Source organism: Glycomyces sp. NPDC050141 (assembly GCF_055586545.1).
Genome location: NZ_JBVJHZ010000013.1, coordinates 53,202 through 73,542, shown reverse-complemented (window position 1 = coordinate 73,542; position 20,341 = coordinate 53,202). Strand labels below are relative to the sequence as shown.

The window sequence follows — 20,341 nt, the reverse complement described above, 5'->3', positions numbered from 1 at the left end:
GACAGCAATGCGGACCTCCTTCAACACCGGCTGGTCGTACCGCCCGAAGACCAGCATCTTCGCGCCGCTCGGCGACGCCGCCGAAACGGCGGTCGACGTGACACTGCCGCACGACGCGATGATCGGGTTCACCCGTTCAGCGGCCGAAAGCGCACAGAGCGGCCACTTCCCGGGCGGAGCGGTCGAGTACACGAAGACCTTCGACGCCCCCGAGGACTGGCGGGGCAAACGCGTCGCCATCGAGTTCCAAGGCGTCTACCGGGACGCGATGGTCTTCGTGAACGACGACTTCGCGGGACAGCGCCCCTCCGGGTATGCGCCGTTCCTGATCAGCCTCGATCCGTTCCTGCGCTGCGGGGAGCCGAACACGATCCGCGTCGAGGCCCGGGCGCACCAGGATTCGCGCTGGTACTCGGGTCTCGGAATCCACAGAGACGTAGTACTCACCGTCACCGAGCTCGGACACTTCGCCGCGTCCGGCATCAGGGTCGCCACTCCGGACGTCGACGGCGAGCGCGCTGTGGTCGAGGTCGCGTCCCGGGTGACCAACAGCGGACGGGAGACCCGCACCTTCACCGTCGAGACGGCGATCGAAGACGCGGAAGGCGTGCAGGTCGCGGTCGACGCCGTACCGTTCACGGTGCGCCCGGGAGCGACCGGCCTGCTGCGTCAACGGCTCTATGTCGCCGCACCCGAGTTGTGGGACGTCGAGCGCCCCTATCTGTACCGGACGGCCTCGATACTGCGGGATTCAAGCGGCGAGGTCGACCGCGAGTACACGACCTTCGGCATCCGGACGATCAGACTCGATCCCGCGCGGGGGCTGCGCATCAACGGCGAGCCGGTCAAGCTGCGGGGCGCGTGCGTCCACCACGACAACGGCCCGCTCGGCGCCGCTGCGATCGGCCGCGCCGAGGAACGGCGGGTCGAGATCCTGAAGGCCGCCGGTTTCAACGCGATCCGCTCCGCCCACAATCCGATCAGTCCTGCCATGCTCGACGCCTGCGACCGGCTCGGCATGCTCGTCATGGACGAGGCGTTCGACATGTGGACCGACTCGAAAAGCCCGTTCGACTACTCTCTGGCCTTCCCCGAATGGTGGGAACGCGACCTCGAAGCCATGGTGGCCAAGGACTACAACCATCCCAGCGTCATCATCTACTCGGTCGGCAACGAGATCCTCGAGGCCGGCCGTCCGCTCGGGGCCGCTTGGGGACGCGGACTCGCGGAGAAGGTCCGCTCGCTCGACCAGACGCGCTTCGTCACCAACGGCGTCAGCGGATTCGTCGCCACGATCACCCAGATCATCGAGTCGTTCAAAGACCAGATCGGCGAAGTGCGATCCAACGGCAACGTGAACGACCTCATGAGTGAGATGAACGCCCTGATCGACCAGATCAGCACCTCCGACTTCGTCACCGAACGGACCGCCGAAATCCATGCCGGGGTCGACATCGTCGGCCACAATTACGCCGCCTCCCGCTACCTCGCCGACCGCGAGCGGTTCCCGAACCGGATCGTCCTCGGTACCGAGACCCTCGCCAAGGACATCGACACCAACTGGCGACTGGTGACCGAACACCCTCACGTGATCGGCGACTTCGCCTGGACCGGTTGGGACTACATCGGTGAGGCCGGCCTGGGGCGCACCGAATACGGTGACGGCGCGGTCGGGCACGGCAGCACACCCGAGTTCCCCTGGCTGCTCGCCTGGTGCGGCGACATCGACATCACCGGGCACCGGCGCCCATCCTCCTACTACCGGGAGATCGTCTTCGGACTGCGCCGCGAGCCCTTCATCGCCGTGCGAAGGCCCGAGACGTACAAACAGGCGGCGCGGGCGCTCGACTGGGCCTGGAGCGACGCGATCGCCACCTGGACCTGGGACCAGGAACCCGGCACGCCGATCGAAGTCGAGGTGTACAGCGACGCGGACGAAGTGGAGATGGTCCTCAACGGCACGACGATCGGCACGGCCGCCGCAGGGCCCTCCCACCGCTACCGGGCCGTCTTCGACCTTGAGTACCACCCGGGGGAGCTCGTCGCGATCGCCCGTACCCGAGGCGAAGTGATCGCGCGAACCGTCCTCCGAACCGCGACCGGTCCGATCAGCCTTCGCGTGGCTGTCGACCGCGAACGCATCCGGGCCGACACCACTGATCTGGCGTACGTCACGCTGGAGCTCGTCGATGTCGACGGCACCCTCGCGACTGCGGCGGACCGCGAAGTCACCGTGGAGGTCTCCGGCGCGGGCGTGCTCCAAGCCCTCGGCAGTGCCCGCCCGAAGACGGCGGAACGATTCGACTCCGGCACTGCCACCACCTTCGACGGGCGCGCACTCGCGACCATTCGGCCCACCGAACCCGGGGACATCACTGTCACCGTCACCGGTGAAGGTCTCGACGCGACCGAGATCGTTCTGCACGCCGATTGAAGGCCAAGGCCGCTCGCGGCCTCGGTGTCGGCTCGCTCAGACCGGTAGACGGGACCAGCTCAGAGCTTCGACGATGACGGTGCGCGCGGGGTCGGCGGTCGGTCCGTGCGGCGGCAGTTCGATCTGGAGTTCGCGTGGCACCCGGTCGAGGTTGGCGACGAGCACGGTGTCGCCGTGTTCTCCGCGAGCGCCGATCGCCCAGGCGAGGCCGTCGGGGCTCGCACCCCGCAACAGGTCCAAGTCCGACATCGCGGCGAGGGCCTGGAGCGCTTCTGCGACAGGGAAATCGACCCCGTCGGCGTCGCGGATGCCGCGTTCGCCCCACTCCTCGAAGTAGGACAGTGACGCGACACCGGGGACCGCGAGTGCGGCGGCGCTGGCGATGGTCCACGCCGCGAGTTCGGGCGTGGTCTGGCGCGGGTCGGCCGCGCCGGTGAACGCGGCGCCGTAGCCTTCGACGAGGTCGTCCCGGACGGGGCCGGGCTGGGGGAGTGTGGCGACGTTGTTGAAGCGGGGCCGGAGCGTCACCGGCCCGAGGTGAACCGGCAGTCCTGCCGCGTAGGCAACGGTCTGTTCGGCGACGAGTCGCTGCATCGCGACCGATTCGATCAGTTGTTCCGTTGCGAGGCTGTGGAAGAGCGGCGTGAGGGCCGTCGTGTACCCGTCGGGTCGTGCCGGCAGCCGGTGGCGTTCACGGTTGAGTTCGGTGAAGTGCGAACGTGAGCCGCAAATGATCGGGACGCGGATGCCCTTGTCGTGCAAGGACTTCTGCAACGCGTCGACAAGCGGAGCCGTGGACACGTGGAGCCCGGCGTCGAATACCGCGACTCGGCGGAGCGCGAGTCCGTCGAGTGCACCGGCCAGTTCCTCGAATGCGGTGTCGCTCGTGGTCACCCGCACGTCGAGCGGCAGCCCGCGCCCTGCAGCTCGGGCGAGGGCCGCCCGCCAGTTGGGGGTGTCGAGGTCGAGTTCGACGAGCAGTTCGCCGCCGATCAGCGCGACGCCGGGCGGTTCGGGGTCGGGGCCGGTGGCGGCGCCGAGCCCGATCGCGGGGAACCGCCCGCCTTGACGGAGAGTAATGCGGTCAGTTGCCGGGGCAGGTGTTCGGATCGCGCCTCGGATTCGAACTGTCACTGTCTGCTGCACAGGCACTCTTGGTTCGAGCTCGTAGGGGAACGGGAGCGACAGCGGGCGGCTGTAGGTTTTGAAGGACGCGTCGGTCCAGTTGCGCTGGTCCTCCATCTCGAATACGTCGCCGTCGAACTCGACCTCCACCTCGAGTCCGTCTGTCTCCCAGGCGAGCTTGGCGATGTCGAACACGGGTTGCTGCGGGCTGACGGCCTCGGGGAAGCCGGTCCGCTCGGTTCCGCCTCCGGAGTGGACCACGGTGAGCGGGACGCCGGCGAGCCCGTGCGGATGCAGGACCACCAGACCGGTCCGGTTGGTCGCGAATCCTGCGTCGGACGTCCCTTCGAAGACCACTTCGAGCTCTGGTCCGTGCGCCCTTACCTCGATGCCGCCGTGCAGATCCGTGCCCAATCCCTCACTGTGGATGGTGAGGGAGAGTCGGCCCGGCCGCTCGTCCACAGCGTCCACTACGAGTGCGGCGGTGCCCCAATCCGCGTCGCGGACCACCGCGCTCACGGCGCGCAGGATGAGACGGCCGTCGTAGCGGATGTCGGCGAGCTCGTCGCCGCGCAGCTCCGCCGACCAGGCCCCGGACTGCCAGAGCTTGGTCGGCGGATGCCATGAGTCGTTGCGCGATGCCATGTCAGAGCGCCGTCATCCCGCCGTCGACGGCGAACAGCGAACCGGTGGCGAACGCGCCGTCGTCGCAGGCCAGGAACACCATGACGCCCTCGACGTCCTGCGGAGTCCCGGCCCGGCCCAGGGGGATTCGCCCGATGATCGCCGCCCGCGCCTCAGGGTCGGCGGTGATGGTGGTGACCAGCGAGGTCTCCGTGTAGGCGGGGACCACCGTGTTCACTCGGATGCCCTTGTCCGCGTAGGCGGCCGCGACCGTCCTGGCGAGCCCGTGAATGCCGGCCTTCGAAGCGCTGTAGGCGGTGAAGTCCTTCCCCTCGCCGTTGACACCGGTGGGGCTTCCGGTGAGGATGATCGATCCGCCGCCGTTCGCGGCCATCGCGCGCACGGCGTGTTTGACGGTGAGGAAGGTGCCGGTCAGGTTGACGTCGATGGTCCGCCGCCACACCTCCAAGTCCAGTTCGGCGGCCGGTGCGTCCTGGCCGAAGAGCTGCACCCCGGCGTTGGCGACGACCACGTCCGGCGTCCAGCCGTCGGCCGCGAGCGTCGCGAAGGCCGCCAACACGGAGGCCTCGTCGGCGATGTCCATGGCCGACGCATTCGCGTTCGTGCCGATCGCGGCGGCGGCCTCCTGTGCGGCCTCGGCATCGCGGTCCGCGATCACCACCCTCGCGCCTTCACGGGCGAACCGGCTCGCCACCGCGTAGCCGATCCCTGTAGCGGCACCCGTGACGAGCGCGGTCTTGCCCTTGAGTCTGGCCATTTCCGTTCCTCAGCGTTCGATCTTGTCGAGGTGCAGCATACGGGCCAGGTTGGCGTCGAGCTCGTCGTCGCGGAAGACCTTCTTCCAGTCCTCCTTGATGATGCTGTCGCGCCCGTAGTCCATCGCGATGAGGCAGGCGTCGCTGAACGGGTTGTCGCCGCGCAGGCCGTTGGCCAGCGCCACCTGGGTGTGGCCGAGCAGGATCGAGCGGGCGGCGGCTTCGGGGACCCCCATGGTGTTGACGGCCTCGTCGAGGGACTCCTTGAGCAGGGCCCCGACCATGCACGCGATGGTCTCCACCAAGGTGGGTTCGAGTTGGGCGAGCTGCTTGACCGTGACCCAGTGGACGTCCACGACGGGCGCGAAGATCGCGCGGACCGTGGCCTCCACCGTCGCCCGCTGCGCGGGGTCGTCGGATTCGATCGCGGCGATCGCGTCCTGCGGGGCCGCGATGCCGCCGAACGTGTCGGCGTACTCCTCGGGTGTGGTGCGCTGCAGGAAGATCGACGGGTGACACGGGTGCGCCACGGCTTGCGCGACCTCGGGCCGCGTGGTCAGGAGCCCGGCGTAGGCGGCGGCCGGGTCGAGCGTGAGCGCGATCGAGCCGGGCTTCATCTGCGGCACGAGGTCGGCAGTGACGGGCTTGAGTGCGAGGTCGGGGACGGCGAACACGACGATGTCGGCATCGGCGACCGCCTCGGGGGCCTTGGTCAGCTCACGGCCGGCGTCGGTGACGCGCTGCTGGCCGGCGGGGGAGTTCTCCACGTACGCGACTTTGTGGTCGGTCTTGACGAGGTTGTTGGACACGCGCATGCCCATCTTGCCGCCCGCGCCGATGACGGCGACGGTGAAGGTGTCGTTCATTGGGTGCTCCTCAGGTAATCGATGGCGGTGCGGGTCCAGGCCCGTTCGGTCTCCGCGGTGGTGGCGGCGTCGCCCTGCCAGGGCAGCCAGTGCTCGACGATCTCGTTGGCGCCCTTCTCGCGGGGTCGGACGGTCGCAAGCAGGTGCGGATAGTCGTGCAGCCCCTCGCCCATGGGGGCGCCGCTGTAGGTGAAGCCGACCCAGCCGCTCTGGCGGTCGAAGGCGAAGTCTTTGACATGCACGTTCTTGACGTACGGCGCGGCGAGTTCGACGGTGTCGCGGGGATGTTCGAGCCGGGCGACCACATTGGCCGGGTCGAGGCAGATGCCCAGGTTCGGACTGCCGATCCGCTCGACCAGACCCACGAGGTCGGGTGTTGCGACCTGCTCGTACGTCTCCAGCGCCAGCGTGACGCCCGCATCCTCGTATGCGGACAGCGCGGCGCGCAGCCACCCCTCGGCCTTGTCCAGGGTCGGCCGGGAGTCGGGGCCGAAGACCATGCTGCGTACGAGTGCCGCGTTGAAGACGGATGCGAGGTCCAAGAACCGGTTGAGGCGTTGTGGCTCTAGACCCTTGGTGCCCAGCTCGATCGTCAGACCCAGGACTCGGGCTGCGGCCGCTGCGTCACGGATATCGCTGTCGCTCATCGTCTCCAGCGGCGCGTAGTCGCAGATCTGGAACAGGTCCACGTCGAGTTCGCGGGTCGCTTCGAACGCTCCGGTCAGCGACAGCGGCTTCGCGACCCGGTCGGAATGCTGCCAGAAGAACGCGTACGTGCCGAGGCCGATCACGATGCGCTCCTTGCCGTCGCGAGGGCCTCGGCCTCGTCGAGCACCGCGACCAGGTTCTCAGGGTCGTGTGCGAAGCGGCCCAGGAAGAGCCCGTCGACCGCGTCGCCGAGTGCGGTGAGCAGGCCCGGACCGGCTGAGCCACCGTAGATCACGGCGCTGCCCGCCCGGTCCGGGGCGACGTCGAGCGCCGTCCGGACCGCGCGCGCCACCGAGGCAATGTGCTCGACCGGGGCGGGCTCGGCCGCGCCGATCGCCCAGACCGGCTCGTAGGCCGCGACCACCGGACCAGCGGGCGCGCCCGCCAGCCCGCGCCGCAGCTGAGCGACCGTGGCGGCGGCCGCGTCGGAGCCGCGCTCGGCCTCGCCGACGCACACCAGCGGTGTCACATTGCGGCGCAACGCGGCCGACGCCTTCGCGGCCACGGTCGCGTCGGTCTCGCCGAACAGGCGGCGGCGTTCGGCGTGCCCGATCTCCGCGATCGTCACCCCGACCTCCGCCAGCTCGGCGGCGCTCACTTCACCGGTGAACGCCCCCGCATCCGAGGCGGCGACGTCCTGCGCGCCGATGCGCACCGGCGTGCCCGCGAACGCCTCCAGCGCCGGAAGTATCTGCAGGTAGGTCGGGATCACGAACAGCTCCACCGCACCAGAGGCGAGCGCGGCGCGGTCGCCCACGCGCGCCGCGACCCGCTCGCACCATTCGACGGCCTCGCGGTGCCTGAAGTACATCTTCAGGCTCACTCCGACCTTGATGGGCGCCATCAGCACGAACCTGTGGACTCGTACTCGCCGATCGCGGCGACCTTCGCGGCTGATGCCGACGTGGCGTCGAAGCGGTAGTCGAGCCATTCGCGCACCAGGCGGCGCGCGAGTTCGACGCCGATGACGCGCTGGCCCATGGTGAGCACCTGCGCGTTGTTCGAGAGGACCGAGCGTTCGACGGAGAAGCTGTCGTGCGCGGTGGCGGCGCGGATGCCGGGGACCTTGTTCGCGGCGATCGCGACGCCGAGTCCGGTCCCGCAGATGAGCAGCGCCCGGTCGGCCGCGCCGTCCGCGACCCGCCCGGCCGCTTCGATGGCGACCTTCGGGTAGGGCGTGTGGCCGTCGGCGTCCACGCCGACGTCGACTACTGACGCGACCCCGGGGTGGGCCTCCAAGTCCCTCTTGAGGACCTCTTTGTAGTCGAATCCGGCGTCGTCGCTGCCGACGACGATCCGCAGGCGCTCGGTCATGCGGGGTCCTTTCTCTCGGCCGCGACCAGGTCGGCCACGGCGCAGGCGATGAGGGCGAACGAGTGGGCCCCCGGGTCGGGGGTGCCGAGGGACTTCTCGGCGTGCGGCCGGGCGCGACCCATGCGGGGGAGGAGCCCGGCGGTCGCGGCGGCGGCTTCGGACGCTGCTTGCGCGGCGGCCTGCCACGGATCGGAAGCTCCGGTTTCGATCGCGGCCCTGAACGTCTCGGCGAACGGCACCAGGGCGTCCACCATGGTCTTGTCGCCGATCTGCGCCTTGCCGTAGCCGATGACGCCGTCGACTCCTGCGGTCACGCCGTCCGCGAGGTTGATCGCATCGGGTGTCCCTCTGTCGCCCAAGGCCTCTGCCAGATTGGCAAGGAGGACGCCCCACAGTGCGCCTGAGGTTCCTCCTGCTTTGTCCGACCATGCGTCGGCGGCGCGCGTGAGGACGGTCCGGGCCCCGGCTCCGGCCTCGACGGCAGCGGTCGCGGCATTGAGCGCGGCGTGGGAGCCGCGCTGCATCCCGATGCCGTGATCGCCGTCCCCGGCGATCGCGTCGATGCGGCCGAGATCATCCACATTGGTGTCGATGATCTGCACGGTGGAATGGAGCGCCACCAAGACTGTGGCCGCTACCGCGCGCGACGCTTCGTCGGATTCCGGGATCGGTTCGGCCGCAGCCGCTTCGGTGCTCTCCTCAGCAACCCACGCCGCGGCGGCAACGGTCCCTCGCCGGTAGGCGGGAGCGTCCACCGGGGTCTCCCACAGTCGCTCCAGCTCCGCATCCGGCCAGAACAGCGTCAGCGAGAGCCCGGCCATGTCGAAGCTCGTGCAGTACTCGCCCACATGTGGGTCGATGATCGATGCTCCCGCGTCGGCGAGTAGTTCCGCGACGCGCCGGTAGACGACGAACAGCTCCTCGTACTTGAGCGAGCCGAGCCCGTTGAGGACCGGCACCACCCGGGCGCGTGCGACCTCGACACCCTCGGGCAGCTCGCCGAGTAGACGTTCCACGAGCAGCTCGGCAAGACCGTCGGCGGAAGGGACGCCGTTCTCGTCGATCCCCGGCTCGCCGTGGATGCCCAGGCCGATCGCCATGCGCCCTTCTGGAACCGTGAACAGCGGGGATTCGGCTCCGGGGAGCGTGCAGCCGGTGAACGCGACGCCGAAGGATCGGGTGCGGTCGTTCGCGAGCTGCGCGACGCGGGCGACTTCGGCGAGGCCGTACCCGGCTTCCGCAGCCGCGGCGGCCGCGCGGAACACCACGAGGTCTCCGGCGATGCCGCGCCGCTTCTCGCGCTCTTCGGCGGCAGCGCTGGCGATGTCGTCGGTGACGACGACGGTCTCACAGTCGATGCCTTCGGCCCGCAGACGTTCTTGCGCCGCATCGAAGTTCAGCACGTCCCCGGCGTAGTTGCCGTAGCACAGCAGCACCCCGCCGCCGCGTTCGATGCTCGAAGCGACGGCGTGGACCTGCTGCGCTGAAGGCGAAGCGAAGAGGTTGCCCATCGCCGCGCCGTGCGCCAGGCCCTGCCCGACCAGGCCGCCGAAGGCCGGGTAGTGGCCCGAGCCGCCGCCGATCACCACGGCCACTTGCCCTTCGGGCACCGCCGTGGCGCGCGTGACGCCCCCGGGGACGCGCCGCACGTGGCGGTCGTTCGCGGCCGTGAAGCCCGCGATCATCTCGTCGGCGAAGTCCGCCGGGTCGTTCCACAGGCGGGTCATCGGCGCACCAGCTCCTCGTCGGCGACCGAGGCCTCGATCCGGCTCCCGCGTGCGAGCACGACCATGATCACGGCCGAGGCCAGCATGAACAGGCCGACTATGAACATCGGGACCTCGTAACCGCCGGTCCAGTCGTGCACCGCGCCGGTGATGTACGGGGCGCTGAACCCGGCCAGGTTGCCGACCGTGTTGATGAGTGCGACTCCGGCCGCTGCCGCTGCGCCGGTGAGGAACCGGGTCGGCAGCGTCCAGAAGTTCGGCAGCGCGGCGAAGATCGACATGGCGGTCACGGCGATGACGGCGATGGTGAGCGCCGGGCTGCCCGCGAAGAGCGCCAAGGGGATCGAGACCGCGCCGACGACGGCCGGGACGGCGATGTGCCAGGTCTTGAGGCCCCGCCTGGAGGCGTCCCTCGACCAGAAGTACATCGCGATCGCGGCTGGAACGTACGGGATGGCCGTGATGAGGCCCTTCTCGAAGAAGGTGAATTCGCTCCCGGTCTGCTCCTGGAACCCGTCGATGATGGTGGGCAGGAAGAACGCCAGCGCATACAGGCCGTAGATGAAGCCGAAGTAGATGAACGACAGCGCCCACACCCGGCCCGAGCCGAAGGCGAACCGCGCCGAGACGTGGCCTTCGTGCCCTTCGGTTGCCGACCGCTCCGCCTCCAGTGCGCTGGTGAGCCAGGTCTGCTCTTCGGCCGTGAGCCACTTGGCGTCGGCGGGCTTGTCCTTCAGGTAGAACCAGGCGACCAGGCCGACCGCGATCGCCGGGACGGCGACGCCCAGGAACATGAAGCGCCAGCCTTCGAGGCCGAACACGCCGTGCTGCTCGATGAGGGCCCCGGCCAGCGGCGCGCCGATCACGGTGGTCAGCGGCTGGGCCAGGTAGAAGAGCATGAGGATGCGACCGCGGTACGCGGAAGGCACCCACAGGCTCAGGAAGAGGATCGCGCCGGGGAAGAACCCGGCTTCGGCGACGCCGAGGAGGAACCGCAGGGCCACCAGCTGCTCGTAGTTCTGCACCCAGGTGAACAGGAGCGCGACGATGCCCCAGCTGACCATGATGCGCGCCAGCCACTTGCGGGCGCCGAACTTGTGGAGGGCCAGGTTGGAGGGCACTTCCAGAAGGATGTAGCCGAAGAAGAAGACGCCGGAGGCGAAGCCGAACTGGGCGGCGCTGAGCGCCAGGTCCTCGTTCATGCCGTTGGGCGCGGCGAAGCCGATGGCGGTCCGGTCGAGGTAGTTGATGAAGAACATGAGCGCCACGAAAGGCACGAGCCGGACGGCGACCTTCCGGATCGCGGAGCGAGCGATCGGGGGCTCGCTCGCGGGGGTTCGGGGATCTTGCACGGGGACTCCAGGTGATCGACAGTGATCGGACGGGCCGGATCCCTCTATATTGGCGAACCGGTTGACCAATTGCAAGTCATGGCGGCGGATTTCTTCACGTCTGTGCGCGGGAGCAAGTGACAAACCGGTCGAACCGGTGCGTCATGCGTCAACCCGTCGTCGCGTGCCGCGGCTGTAGATTGTTCGCATGCCCGCTTCCCGCGCAGACGACTCCGCAGACCTGGTCGCCTCCCTCGGCGCCCTGCCGTCGAGTACACCGGTATCGGAGGTCGCCCGCCGCCTGCTCGACCTGTTCACGAGCGGCTCCTTCGCTCCCGGCACCCGCCTCCCCGCCGAACGCAAGCTCGCCGACTCCCTCGGCGTCGGCCGCTCGGCCGTTCGCGAGGCCCTCGCCGCGCTGGAGATCCTCGGCATCGTCGACGTGCGCCCCGGATCGGGTACCTACCTGCGCGGCAACGCCTCCGAGCTGCTGCCGCAGACCCTCAAATGGGGCCTGCTCATCGGCGAGAAGAAGACCGCCGAACTCCTCGAACTGCGCTCAGGACTCGAGATCTACGTGGCCCGCCTCGCCGCAGGCGCGGACGAGACCGCCTTGGACGCAGTGGGCCGCCAACTGCAGCGCATGCGCGAGGCGGCCGACAACCTCGCCGAGTTCGCCGAGGCCGACCGCCGCTTCCACGACGCCCTCGCCGAATCCGCCGGGAACACCGTCCTTCTCGACCTTCTCGCCATCGTCCGCTCCCTCCTCCAGGTCTACGCCGACCGCGCCGTAAGCGACCGCGAAGAAGCCGACCTCGCCCTCACCGAGCACGCCGCCGTCTACGAGGCCCTGCGCGCTCGCGACGCCGACGCCGCCGCGTCGGCGATGGCCGTCCACATGGCAACCGCCTCAAAGCGACTGGGCAACGATGCGGCCACCATGGACGTGCCGGGCCGGGAATCCTGAGGCGCCGGAGACTGAGGGGCTTGTGGATTCCGGGAGCTGCGTCGCTGAATCTGTCTTACGTGTCCGGGGCTTTGGCCGAGAGTTCGTGAACGCCTCCCGGACCTCGATCGGTGGTCGGCAACCGTTGGCTGTTCGCCGCCCCCCAGCGGGTCCGGTGCCAGCGGCAGGGTGTTCGGCGCCTTGCGGGGCTGTGAACGTGCACGCTCATTTGCGGTGAAACGGCTCAGCGGGACTCGCGCAAGCGGTCGTCGTGACGAAGTTGCAATCATTTTAACGTTTTCGATTCGGTCAAAACTGTTCAATTGCCGTGAAGAACCCTTGTTTTCAGTGATGTATGTCGCTACGTTTATGCAAACGTTCACATGCTGCCGAGGCGAAGTCAGCGGCAGCATCCCTCATGGAGACAAGGACAAGCGATGCGACGCAAGGGAGTTGTCGCCGCGGCGGCGGCGACAGTGCTGGGGTTGGCCGGATGCGGTGGGCCCGCCGAGGAGGAGCAGGCCTCCGAGCTGGAGTGGGACGCCGAGGCCGGGCAGTACGTCATCGAGGAGGACATCGCCTCCGGTGAAGTGCCGCTGAAGGTCTGGTTCGAAGAGGACTATCTCGCCGAGGCCGTGATCGCCGCCTTCAAGGAGGAGTTCAAGGACGAGTACCCGGACATGAAGATCGAGTACGAGCTCGTCGCGAAGAACGACGCGGTGGAGAAGATGTCCCTGGCCGGCGAGGCCGGGAACGGCGCCGACGTCTACATGAGCTTCTACGACCAGGTCGCCCGGGCCATCGACGACGGCACCGCTGCGCCCATGGGGGAGTACACGGGCCTGCTCCAGGAGCGGATGAGCGAGGCCTTCACCAGTGTCGTCTCCGTTGAGGACCAGATGTACGCCGTGCCCGTGACCACCGAGTCGCTCGCGCTCATCTACAACACGACACTCCTCCAGGAGCTGACCGGATCCGATCAACCGGCTGCGACCTGGGAGGAGATCCAGGCGCTCGCCGCCGATTATAACGATCCATCGGCGAACCGCTGGACGCTTCGCATGTCCACTTCGGAGATCTACCGCGCCTACCCGATCCTCTCCTCCGCGGGCTGGCAGGTCTACCCCGACGGCGACGTCGACGCCCCGGGCTTCGACGACCCGGCCCTCACCGGCGCGCTCGACTACTACGCGGGCCTGCGCGATATCTACGACGTGCCCAGCGCCGACAGCACCTGGGAGACGATCGAGGAAGGGTTCGCCAAGGGCGAGACGCCTTACGTCATCACCGGTCCCTGGAGCTTCTCGCTCTTCGACACCGGTGCCGCCGAAAACGGCTTCGAGTACGGCGTGACCACATTGCCGGGCATCGAAGGCGGCGGAGCCGCGGGCTCATTCGCCGGAATGCACGTCGCGGTCGTCTCGGGCTATTCCGAGCACCCCGCCGCGGCCAGGGTCTTCGCGAACTTCATGGCCTCTGACGCCGGAGCCGCCGCCGTTTACGGCGCCACTGGCCAGATCCCAGCCCTCAACGGCGACCTGCTCGCCGGCATCGAGGGGATCGCTGACGATCCGCATGTGGCCGGCGTCGTCGCGCAGTCGGCGAACGCCGAACTCATTCCCCAAGTGCCCCAGTACTTCTGGGAGACCGGCAACACGATGGTCATCGACGCCTGGGACGGCCTGTCCGACTCGGCGGCGGCCCAGGAGAAGGCCGTGACGACCTACAACGAACTGCACGGACTCTAGGGACCGGCCGTCGTGACCACCACTTCGATCTCGAAGCCCTCGGCTCCGGGTCGCGCCCCGCGCGACCCGGAGCGAGCGGGCCCCGAACTCGCTGCTCCGGTGCCGGGCCTCGCCTCGGCACTGGTGTGGGGCGCGGGCCAGCTGATCAACCGGCAGGCCGGCAAGGCCGCCTTCTTCTTCGCGTTCTTTGCCGCGGCCATCGTCTGGGAGATCGCCACCGGCAACTACTACGCCGGGATGGACTTCACGGCGCGCGCCAACGGCGGGTTCTTCATCCGCGGCCTGTGGGGCCTGTTCACCCTCGGCACCCAGCCGCGCGAGATGACCCTGACGGGCCTCACTGAAGGCGACAACTCGATCGTCCTCATGGCCAACGGCCTGATCGCGTTCCTGACGCTGGCGCTGCTCGCCATCATGTGGGGCTGGAGCGTCCGCGACGCCGTCAGGTACCGGGCCGCCCTCAACGCGGGCGGCGGGGCCGAGACCTCGCGCGCCTACTTCAGGCGGCTGTGGGAGGGCGCCTTCGCGTACATCGTGCTCTCGCCCGGCATGGTCCTGCTGGTCTTCATGGCGGTCCTGCCGGTGCTCTTCGGCATCCTCGTGGCCTTCACCGACTACAACCGGGACAACCTGCCGCCCAAGAACCTCGTCGACTGGGTCGGCTTCGAGAACTTCGCGACCATCTTCGCCGTGCCGTCGTGGACCGCGACGTTCGTCGGCATCCTCGGCTGGACTGTCGTGTGGGCAGTGGTCGCCACGGTCACCACGTACGCGGCGGGCATGCTCCAGGCGGTGCTCCTGGCGAGCAAGCGGGTGCGGTTCCCGCGGGTGTGGCGCTCGATCTTCCTGCTGCCGTGGGCCGTACCGGCGATCGTCTCAGCCCTGGTGTTCCGCTCGATGTTCAACGGCCAGTTCGGGCCCGTCAGCCAGTGGCTGGTCGACCTCGGCATCACCGACGAGCGCGTCTACTGGTTCACCGACCCGACCCACCCGAACCTCGCCCGCGCCGTCGCGCTCCTGGTCAACCTGTGGCTCGGCTTTCCGTTCTTCATGGCCCTCGTCGGCGGCGTCCTCGCGAACATCCCTGACAGCTACTACGAGGCCGCCCGCATCGACGGCGCCGGGCCGCTCCAGCAGTTCCGGTACATCACGCTGCCGATCGTCCAGCGGACGGTCATGCCGCTGCTCGTCCTGTCGTTCGTGCACAACTTCAACAACTTCGGCGTCATCTACTTCCTCACCGAGGGAGGACCAGACAATGTGGACTACCGGTTCGCCGGAAGCACGGACCTGCTCGTCACCTGGCTGTTCAAGCTCACCCTCGACAACCGCCTCTACAACATCGGCGCGGTCATGAGCCTGGTCATCTTCGTCATCGTCGGCGCCATCTCGGTGCTGAACCTCAACCGCACCAAAGCGATCCGGGAGCTCTGACCCATGGCCGCACCAAGGCGGGCGCGCGGCCGCGCCACCACCGCGCTGCTCCACCTCCAGCTCCTCGTTGTCGCGATCATCGTGGTCTTCCCGCTCATGTGGGTCGTCGGCTCCTCCTTCGGGCCGAGCGGGGGACTGGCCAACGCCGGCCCGATCCCCGAGGACGCGACGTTCGACAACTACATCGAGCTCTTCACACAGACGGACTACGGCCGCTGGTACCTCAACTCGCTGTACGTCGCCGTCCTCAACATGGTCGGTTCGGTCGCGCTCTCGGCCCTGTGCGGCTGGGTGTTCGCCCGCATCAGGTTCCGGGGCCGCAAGGCGAGCATGCTGGGCATCCTCGTCCTCCAGATGTTCCCCAGCTTCCTGACCGCCATCGCCGTCTACATGCTCTTCCTGAATTTCGGGCTGCTCGACTCCCTCACAGGTCTCGCCCTGGTGAGCATCGCCGCAGCCCTGCCGTACAACACGTGGCTCATGAAGGGCTACACGGACAACCTGCCCGCGAGCCTCGACGAGGCCGCGGCGCTCGACGGCGCGGGGCGGCTGACGATCTTCCGCAAGATCGTGCTGCCGCTCATGCGCCCGATGCTCACCTTCGTGGCGATCACCAGCTTCACGGTGCCGTGGATGGACTTCATCCTGCCGCGGCTGCTGCTGCAGAGCAGCGACAAGCAGACCGTGGCGATCGGCCTGTTCCAGCTGATCACCGACCAGTACGCCAACGACTTCACCACGTTCGCCGCCGGTGCGGTAGTGCTCGCGGTGCCGATCACGATCCTCTACATCGTCCTGCAGCGCCACCTCGTCACCGGCGCCATGGCCGGTGCGGAGAAGGGATGAGTTCCAGCGGCCCCCATGCGGGCCTTCACCGTCCGGGCGCGCGCCGTCCGGCCCCATCGCAAAGGAGCGACACATGAGACGCATTGTCGCGGTGGCACTCGCCGCCGCCTTGAGCTTCACGGCATTCGCCACGGCCTCTTCTCCAGCCCAGGCCGTGCGCGACGACTTCTACATGGGCGTGGACCCCGGCACCCTGATCGACGTCGAGCGGTCCGGAGTGCGGTTCTCCGACAACGGCGTCCAGGACGACGCCCTGAGCATCATGGCCGAAAACGGCGCCAACCTGGTGCGGCTGCGGCTCTGGAACAACCCGTACTCGTCCTCGGGCCAGGCCTACGGCGGCGGCACCAACGACCTGGCCAAGACCATCGCGATGGCGCAGCGCGCCAAGGCCCTCGGCATGGACGTCCTGCTCGACCTCCACTACTCGGACTTCTGGGCCGACCCGGGCAAGCAGATCAAGCCCAAGGCCTGGCAGAACATGTCGTACAGCCAGCTCACGACCGCGGTGCGCGATTACTCCCGCAGCGTCGTCTCGCAGATGGCCGCCGCGGGCGCGACTCCTGACATCGTGCAGGTGGGCAACGAGATCACCAACGGGATGCTGCTGCCGACCGGCAGCACCTCCAACTGGACCCAGCTCGGCGGCCTGCTCAAAGCCGGGATCGCGGGCGTCCACGAAGGCGCGAGCGGGATCGAGATCGCGCTGCACCTCGACCGCGGGGGCAACAACGCCGCCTACCGGACCTGGTTCGACAACGCCCGCAACCAGGGCGTCCCGTACGACATCATCGCCATGTCCTACTACCCGTACTGGCACGGCACGCTGAGCCAGTTGCGCACCAACATGAACGACGTGTCCGCGCGCTACGGCAAGGACGTGCTCATCGTGGAGACCGCTTACGCTCACACGCTGACCGACTGCGACGGACGCGGCAACATCTTCACCAGCTCGCACGCGCAGGAGTCGGGCTACCCGGCCACCGTCGCCGGGCAGACCCAGTTCCTGCGCGACCTGCGCAACGCCGTCCAGGCCGTGCCGAACGACCGCGGCCGCGGCCTGGTGTGGTGGGAGCCGGCGTGGCTCGGCAACACGAGCTGGGCGAGCCAGGCCGGCATGGCGTACATCAACGACTTCGCGGGCGAAAGCAACTCCTGGGACAACCAGGGCCTGTTCAACTGCGGCGGCAGTGCGCTCTCGACTCTCGACGTCTTCGCGGAGACCACGGGCGGCGGTGATCCGGGCACGGGCCAGAACGTGCTGACCAACGGCGGCTTCGAGACCTCGGGCAGCCCGGCGAGCGGTTGGAGCGTCTGGGCGCAGAACAGCGCCGACACGAACGCCGTCTTCCGCGAGTCTCGCGGCAGCATCTATCAGGGCTCGAGCAAGCTCACGTTCTGGAAGTCCACCGTGTACACCGCCTCCGCATACCAGTCGGTGAGCGTCCCGAACGGGACGTACACGCTCACCGCCTGGGTCATGAACGGCGGCGGCCAGAGCGCGGCGCGCATGTACGCCAAGAACCACGGCGGCACCGAGCGCCAGGCCAACCTGCCGGTGACCTCGACGTGGACGCAGGTGACCCTCTCGGGCATCCAGGTCACCAGCGGCCGGATCGAGGCCGGCTTCTACACGAGTGCCAGCGGCGGGAACTGGATCAACATCGACGACGTGCGCCTGGTCCGGACCGCGTGACGGCGGGCGGGGCGGCGCCACGGTGCCGCCCCGCCCCGTCCGAGCATCGACCACGAAGCGGGAAGGACTGATCATTGGAACGGAAGCGGCCGACCATCAACGACGTCGCGGCGGTCTCGGGCGTGTCGACAGGTACCGTCTCGCGCGTCCTCAACGGACATTCGAACGTCTCGCTGGCCGCCGAGCTGGCGGTGCGGCGGGCGGTGGAGGAGACCGGGTACGTCGTCAACCGGGCCGCCCGCAGCCTCAAGACCAGTCGCACCGGCTCGGTCGTGATGGTGGTGTCGGAGCCGCAGGAGCGCCTGTTCGAGGACCCGAACTTCCCGGTGCTGCTGCGGGCGGCCACCCGCCGGCTCGCCGAGCGGGACATGTCGCTGGTGCTGATGGTCGTCGACGACGACGGCCGCGACCGCGTCGCCCGCTACCTGCGCGGCGGCCACGCCGACGGCGTGCTCCTCATCTCGGCCCACTCGGGCGACCCGCTGCTGGAGTCCATCGAGCGCAGCGGGTTGCCGGCCGTGGCGTGCGGTGCGGTCCTCGGCAGCGAGAGTGTCGTCCCGTACGCGGCGGCGGACGACCGCGGAGGCGCCAAGCTGATCACGGAGTACCTCGTGGGCTTGGGGCGCCGCAGGATCGGCATGGTCACGGGCCCGCTCGACACCCCCGGCGGGACACTGCGCCTGGAGGGCTTCACCGGGGTGCTCGGCCGCAAGGCCGCCAAGCGCATGGTGGTGCACGGCGACTACACGCAGTCCGGCGGCGAGCGGGCCATGAGCGAGCTCCTGGCGAACGTCCCGACGCTCGACGCGGTCTTCGTCGCCTCCGACCTCATGGCCGCCGGAGCGCTGCAGGCACTGCAGCGCTCCGGCCGCTCGGTGCCCGGCGACGTCGCGGTGGGCGGGTTCGACGACTCCGCGATCGCCACGGCGACGAGCCCGACGCTCACCACCGTCCGCCAACCGCTCGACCGGGTGGCGGAGGAGGCCGTGCGACTGCTCACCGCCCTCCTGGACGGTGACCGGGCGGAGTCAGTCGTGCTGCCGACCGAGCTGGTGGTGCGCAGCTCCGCCTGACGCGCCGACCCCGCGTAGGCCCTGGGAAAAACGTTCACAAGCGCCCGCCGGAACGCTTGACCAAGTATCGATTTATCCATATAATTCAATTCGTTGTAACCGCTTCCATGAAAGCTGACGCCCCTCGGCCAGAGGGGAGTCGCCCGACGGGGCCGCCCCGGCAACGGCCTCTTTGATATCGAAAGTCCCCAGTCAGCGCATCGGGCGCACGCACCCGCCACGGCATCCGCCGTGCTCTCCAAGCGCACCGCGTCGCGGGCGGCGGGCGGACTTCAATCTCCGAAACCTCACTCAAGGAGTACCCATGTCAATGCAGCGCAGGACCTTCCTCGGCCTCGGCGCCATGACGGCCGTCGGCGCGGGAGCCGCCCTCCTGGGCGGCGCCCCGGCGCTCGCCGACCCCGCCCCCTCGACCCCGTTCGCCGTCGGCGTGCGCCGCTACAACTGGACTCGGGGCACCCGGGCCTGCACGACCTACGTCTACTACCCGGCCACAGGAACCGCGGGCGGCAACCCGGTGACGGACGCCCCGGTCGCCAACGGCGTCTTCCCCGTCTACAACTTCACCCACGGCTACCAGAGCAGCCCGCAGAACTCGCTGTTCATCATCCGGCGCCTGGCCGAGGCGGGGTTCATCGTTCCGGCCCCGCACTTCAACCACAATCCCGCTGACGTCGGCAACGGCGAGACCCCGAAGGACGTCTCGCAGATCCTCACCAACACCCTCGCCCTCAACTCGAGCGGACCGCTCGCCGGTCACATCCGCACGGACATCGGCGTCGGCGTCTCCGGACACTCCTTGGGCGGCATGACCACCCACGGCCTGCTCACCCGCTGGGCCGACAGCCGCATCATCTCGGCGAACCCGCAGTCGTGCACCGACCAGGGCACCCCGTCGAGCTCCATCAACGCCAAGGTGCTGTTCGTGCACGGCGACCGGGACGACCTGACCCAGTACAGCTCGGCCCGGCAGGCGTACAACGAGATGACCTGGCCCAAGGCATTCCTCACCTTCGTCGGCGGCACGCACACCAGTTTCTGGAGCGACCAGCGGTTCCCGACCACGGTCGTGGACTGGGCCCGCTGGACCATGTACGGCGACACCGCCGCCCGCGACCGCCTCCCCGCCGACGCGGCCGGGTCGAACACGAGGTGGGAGGCCCAGCTCGGCGACACGCCCAGCACCGGCCACTACCGACTGATCGCCCAGCACAGCGGCAAGCAGGCCGACATCGATGCCGTCTCCACGGCCGCGGGCGCGCGGCTGATCCAGTGGGCCGCGACGGGCCGCACCAACCAGGACTTCGCGTTCACCGACACGGGCGACGGCCACTTCCGGATCAAGGCCCGCCACTCCGGCCTGGTCCTCCAGGCGGCTAGCAACAGCAGCGGGGCCGACATCACCCAGCAGCCCGAAAGCACCTCCACGAGCCAGCAGTGGCGCCTCACCACCCACGGCGACGGCACCGTCAGCATCATCAACCGCTCCAGCGGCCTCGCCATGGACGTCTGGGAGAGGTCCACCGCCGACGGCGCGCGCATCTCGCAGTACACCCCGAACGGCGCTGCGAACCAGCGCTTCACCCGCCAGGCCGTCTGACCCGGCATTGGATCGTTCCAACCCGCCGCGGCGGCGTGCTCGGCAGCGCCGACTCCGCCGCGGCGGGCGACCTCCGACCATCCGACATGGAGT

The 20,341-nt window shown here is 68.9% G+C and carries 16 protein-coding genes; 8 read left to right on the top strand and 8 right to left on the bottom strand.

Annotation, left to right across the window (positions count from 1 at the left end):
- Nucleotides 1-7: 7 nt before the first annotated feature.
- Complete coding sequence (locus ACZ60M_RS10565) at nucleotides 8-2,434, top strand: glycoside hydrolase family 2 TIM barrel-domain containing protein (protein ID WP_465416807.1); 2,427 nt, start codon at nucleotides 8-10, stop codon at nucleotides 2,432-2,434.
- A 36-nt stretch (nucleotides 2,435-2,470) separates the two neighbouring features.
- Here the strand turns inward: ACZ60M_RS10565 and ACZ60M_RS10560 are convergent, their stop codons facing one another.
- Genes ACZ60M_RS10560 through ACZ60M_RS10525 form a run of 8 tightly spaced genes read right to left on the bottom strand, consistent with a single transcriptional unit; the run spans nucleotide 2,471 to nucleotide 10,833 of the window.
- Nucleotides 2,471-4,204 (bottom strand): D-apionate lactonase family protein, encoded by a 1,734-nt coding sequence (locus ACZ60M_RS10560; RefSeq protein ID WP_465416805.1) that lies wholly within the window; start codon nucleotides 4,202-4,204, stop codon nucleotides 2,471-2,473.
- A gap of 1 nt (nucleotide 4,205) precedes the next feature.
- Nucleotides 4,206-4,961, bottom strand: coding sequence for an SDR family NAD(P)-dependent oxidoreductase (locus ACZ60M_RS10555; RefSeq protein ID WP_465416803.1), 756 nt, complete (start codon nucleotides 4,959-4,961; stop codon nucleotides 4,206-4,208).
- Between the two features lie 9 nt (nucleotides 4,962-4,970).
- Complete coding sequence (locus tag ACZ60M_RS10550) at nucleotides 4,971-5,825, bottom strand: phosphogluconate dehydrogenase C-terminal domain-containing protein (protein WP_465416801.1); 855 nt, start codon at nucleotides 5,823-5,825, stop codon at nucleotides 4,971-4,973.
- Nucleotides 5,822-6,616, bottom strand: a complete 795-nt coding sequence (locus tag ACZ60M_RS10545) for a sugar phosphate isomerase/epimerase family protein (RefSeq protein WP_465416799.1) — start codon at nucleotides 6,614-6,616, stop codon at nucleotides 5,822-5,824. The genes ACZ60M_RS10550 and ACZ60M_RS10545 overlap by 4 nt, the downstream gene beginning before the upstream one ends.
- Entirely contained in the window at nucleotides 6,613-7,377 is a 765-nt protein-coding gene (locus ACZ60M_RS10540; RefSeq protein ID WP_465416797.1) for a triose-phosphate isomerase family protein, read from the bottom strand. Before ACZ60M_RS10540 ends, ACZ60M_RS10545 begins: the two co-directional genes overlap by 4 nt.
- The gene (locus ACZ60M_RS10535; protein ID WP_465416795.1) at nucleotides 7,377-7,847 is read right to left on the bottom strand and encodes a ribose-5-phosphate isomerase; all 471 of its coding nucleotides are present in this window, start codon (nucleotides 7,845-7,847) and stop codon (nucleotides 7,377-7,379) included. Before ACZ60M_RS10535 ends, ACZ60M_RS10540 begins: the two co-directional genes overlap by 1 nt.
- Nucleotides 7,844-9,574 carry a dihydroxyacetone kinase family protein gene (locus tag ACZ60M_RS10530; RefSeq protein WP_465416793.1) on the bottom strand — a complete coding sequence of 577 codons (1,731 nt, stop codon included), beginning with the start codon at nucleotides 9,572-9,574 and terminating at the stop codon, nucleotides 7,844-7,846. Before ACZ60M_RS10530 ends, ACZ60M_RS10535 begins: the two co-directional genes overlap by 4 nt.
- Complete coding sequence (locus ACZ60M_RS10525) at nucleotides 9,571-10,833, bottom strand: MFS transporter (protein WP_465416883.1); 1,263 nt, start codon at nucleotides 10,831-10,833, stop codon at nucleotides 9,571-9,573. Before ACZ60M_RS10525 ends, ACZ60M_RS10530 begins: the two co-directional genes overlap by 4 nt.
- Before the next feature lie 280 nt (nucleotides 10,834-11,113).
- Here ACZ60M_RS10525 and ACZ60M_RS10520 point away from each other — a divergent pair, with 280 nt between their 5' ends.
- The 7 genes from ACZ60M_RS10520 (at nucleotide 11,114) to ACZ60M_RS10490 (ending at nucleotide 20,248) form a co-directional block, all read left to right on the top strand.
- Nucleotides 11,114-11,872, top strand: a complete 759-nt coding sequence (locus tag ACZ60M_RS10520; RefSeq protein WP_465416791.1) for a FadR/GntR family transcriptional regulator — start codon at nucleotides 11,114-11,116, stop codon at nucleotides 11,870-11,872.
- Nucleotides 11,873-12,288: 416 nt separating this feature from the next.
- A complete protein-coding gene (locus tag ACZ60M_RS10515) occupies nucleotides 12,289-13,599 on the top strand; it encodes an extracellular solute-binding protein (RefSeq protein WP_465416789.1) in 1,311 nt (436 codons plus the stop codon).
- A 12-nt stretch (nucleotides 13,600-13,611) separates the two neighbouring features.
- Nucleotides 13,612-15,033, top strand: a complete 1,422-nt coding sequence (locus tag ACZ60M_RS10510) for a carbohydrate ABC transporter permease (RefSeq protein WP_465416787.1) — start codon at nucleotides 13,612-13,614, stop codon at nucleotides 15,031-15,033.
- 3 nt (nucleotides 15,034-15,036) lie between these two features.
- Complete coding sequence (locus tag ACZ60M_RS10505) at nucleotides 15,037-15,879, top strand: sugar ABC transporter permease (protein ID WP_465416785.1); 843 nt, start codon at nucleotides 15,037-15,039, stop codon at nucleotides 15,877-15,879.
- A gap of 73 nt (nucleotides 15,880-15,952) precedes the next feature.
- Nucleotides 15,953-17,575 carry a glycoside hydrolase family 53 protein gene (locus ACZ60M_RS10500; protein ID WP_465416783.1) on the top strand — a complete coding sequence of 541 codons (1,623 nt, stop codon included), beginning with the start codon at nucleotides 15,953-15,955 and terminating at the stop codon, nucleotides 17,573-17,575.
- Between the two features lie 74 nt (nucleotides 17,576-17,649).
- Nucleotides 17,650-18,648 (top strand): LacI family DNA-binding transcriptional regulator, encoded by a 999-nt coding sequence (locus tag ACZ60M_RS10495; protein ID WP_465416781.1) that lies wholly within the window; start codon nucleotides 17,650-17,652, stop codon nucleotides 18,646-18,648.
- A gap of 310 nt (nucleotides 18,649-18,958) precedes the next feature.
- A complete protein-coding gene (locus ACZ60M_RS10490) occupies nucleotides 18,959-20,248 on the top strand; it encodes an RICIN domain-containing protein (protein WP_465416780.1) in 1,290 nt (429 codons plus the stop codon).
- Nucleotides 20,249-20,341 lie beyond the last annotated feature (93 nt).

Bases quoted from the DNA above. Each gene is read 5' to 3' on its own strand.
- ACZ60M_RS10550 (WP_465416801.1), bottom strand. From the start codon at position 5,825: ATGAACGACACCTTCACCGTCGCCGTCATCGGCGCGGGCGGCAAGATG.
- ACZ60M_RS10535 (WP_465416795.1), bottom strand. From the start codon at position 7,847: ATGACCGAGCGCCTGCGGATCGTCGTCGGCAGCGACGACGCCGGATTC.
- ACZ60M_RS10520 (WP_465416791.1), top strand. From the start codon at position 11,114: ATGCCCGCTTCCCGCGCAGACGACTCCGCAGACCTGGTCGCCTCCCTC.
- ACZ60M_RS10515 (WP_465416789.1), top strand. From the start codon at position 12,289: ATGCGACGCAAGGGAGTTGTCGCCGCGGCGGCGGCGACAGTGCTGGGG.
- ACZ60M_RS10500 (WP_465416783.1), top strand. From the start codon at position 15,953: ATGAGACGCATTGTCGCGGTGGCACTCGCCGCCGCCTTGAGCTTCACG.
- ACZ60M_RS10525 (WP_465416883.1), bottom strand. From the start codon at position 10,833: ATGTTCTTCATCAACTACCTCGACCGGACCGCCATCGGCTTCGCCGCG.
- ACZ60M_RS10540 (WP_465416797.1), bottom strand. From the start codon at position 7,377: ATGGCGCCCATCAAGGTCGGAGTGAGCCTGAAGATGTACTTCAGGCAC.
- ACZ60M_RS10505 (WP_465416785.1), top strand. From the start codon at position 15,037: ATGGCCGCACCAAGGCGGGCGCGCGGCCGCGCCACCACCGCGCTGCTC.
- ACZ60M_RS10490 (WP_465416780.1), top strand. From the start codon at position 18,959: ATGCAGCGCAGGACCTTCCTCGGCCTCGGCGCCATGACGGCCGTCGGC.
- ACZ60M_RS10565 (WP_465416807.1), top strand. From the start codon at position 8: ATGCGGACCTCCTTCAACACCGGCTGGTCGTACCGCCCGAAGACCAGC.
- ACZ60M_RS10560 (WP_465416805.1), bottom strand. From the start codon at position 4,204: ATGGCATCGCGCAACGACTCATGGCATCCGCCGACCAAGCTCTGGCAG.
- ACZ60M_RS10555 (WP_465416803.1), bottom strand. From the start codon at position 4,961: ATGGCCAGACTCAAGGGCAAGACCGCGCTCGTCACGGGTGCCGCTACA.
- ACZ60M_RS10530 (WP_465416793.1), bottom strand. From the start codon at position 9,574: ATGACCCGCCTGTGGAACGACCCGGCGGACTTCGCCGACGAGATGATC.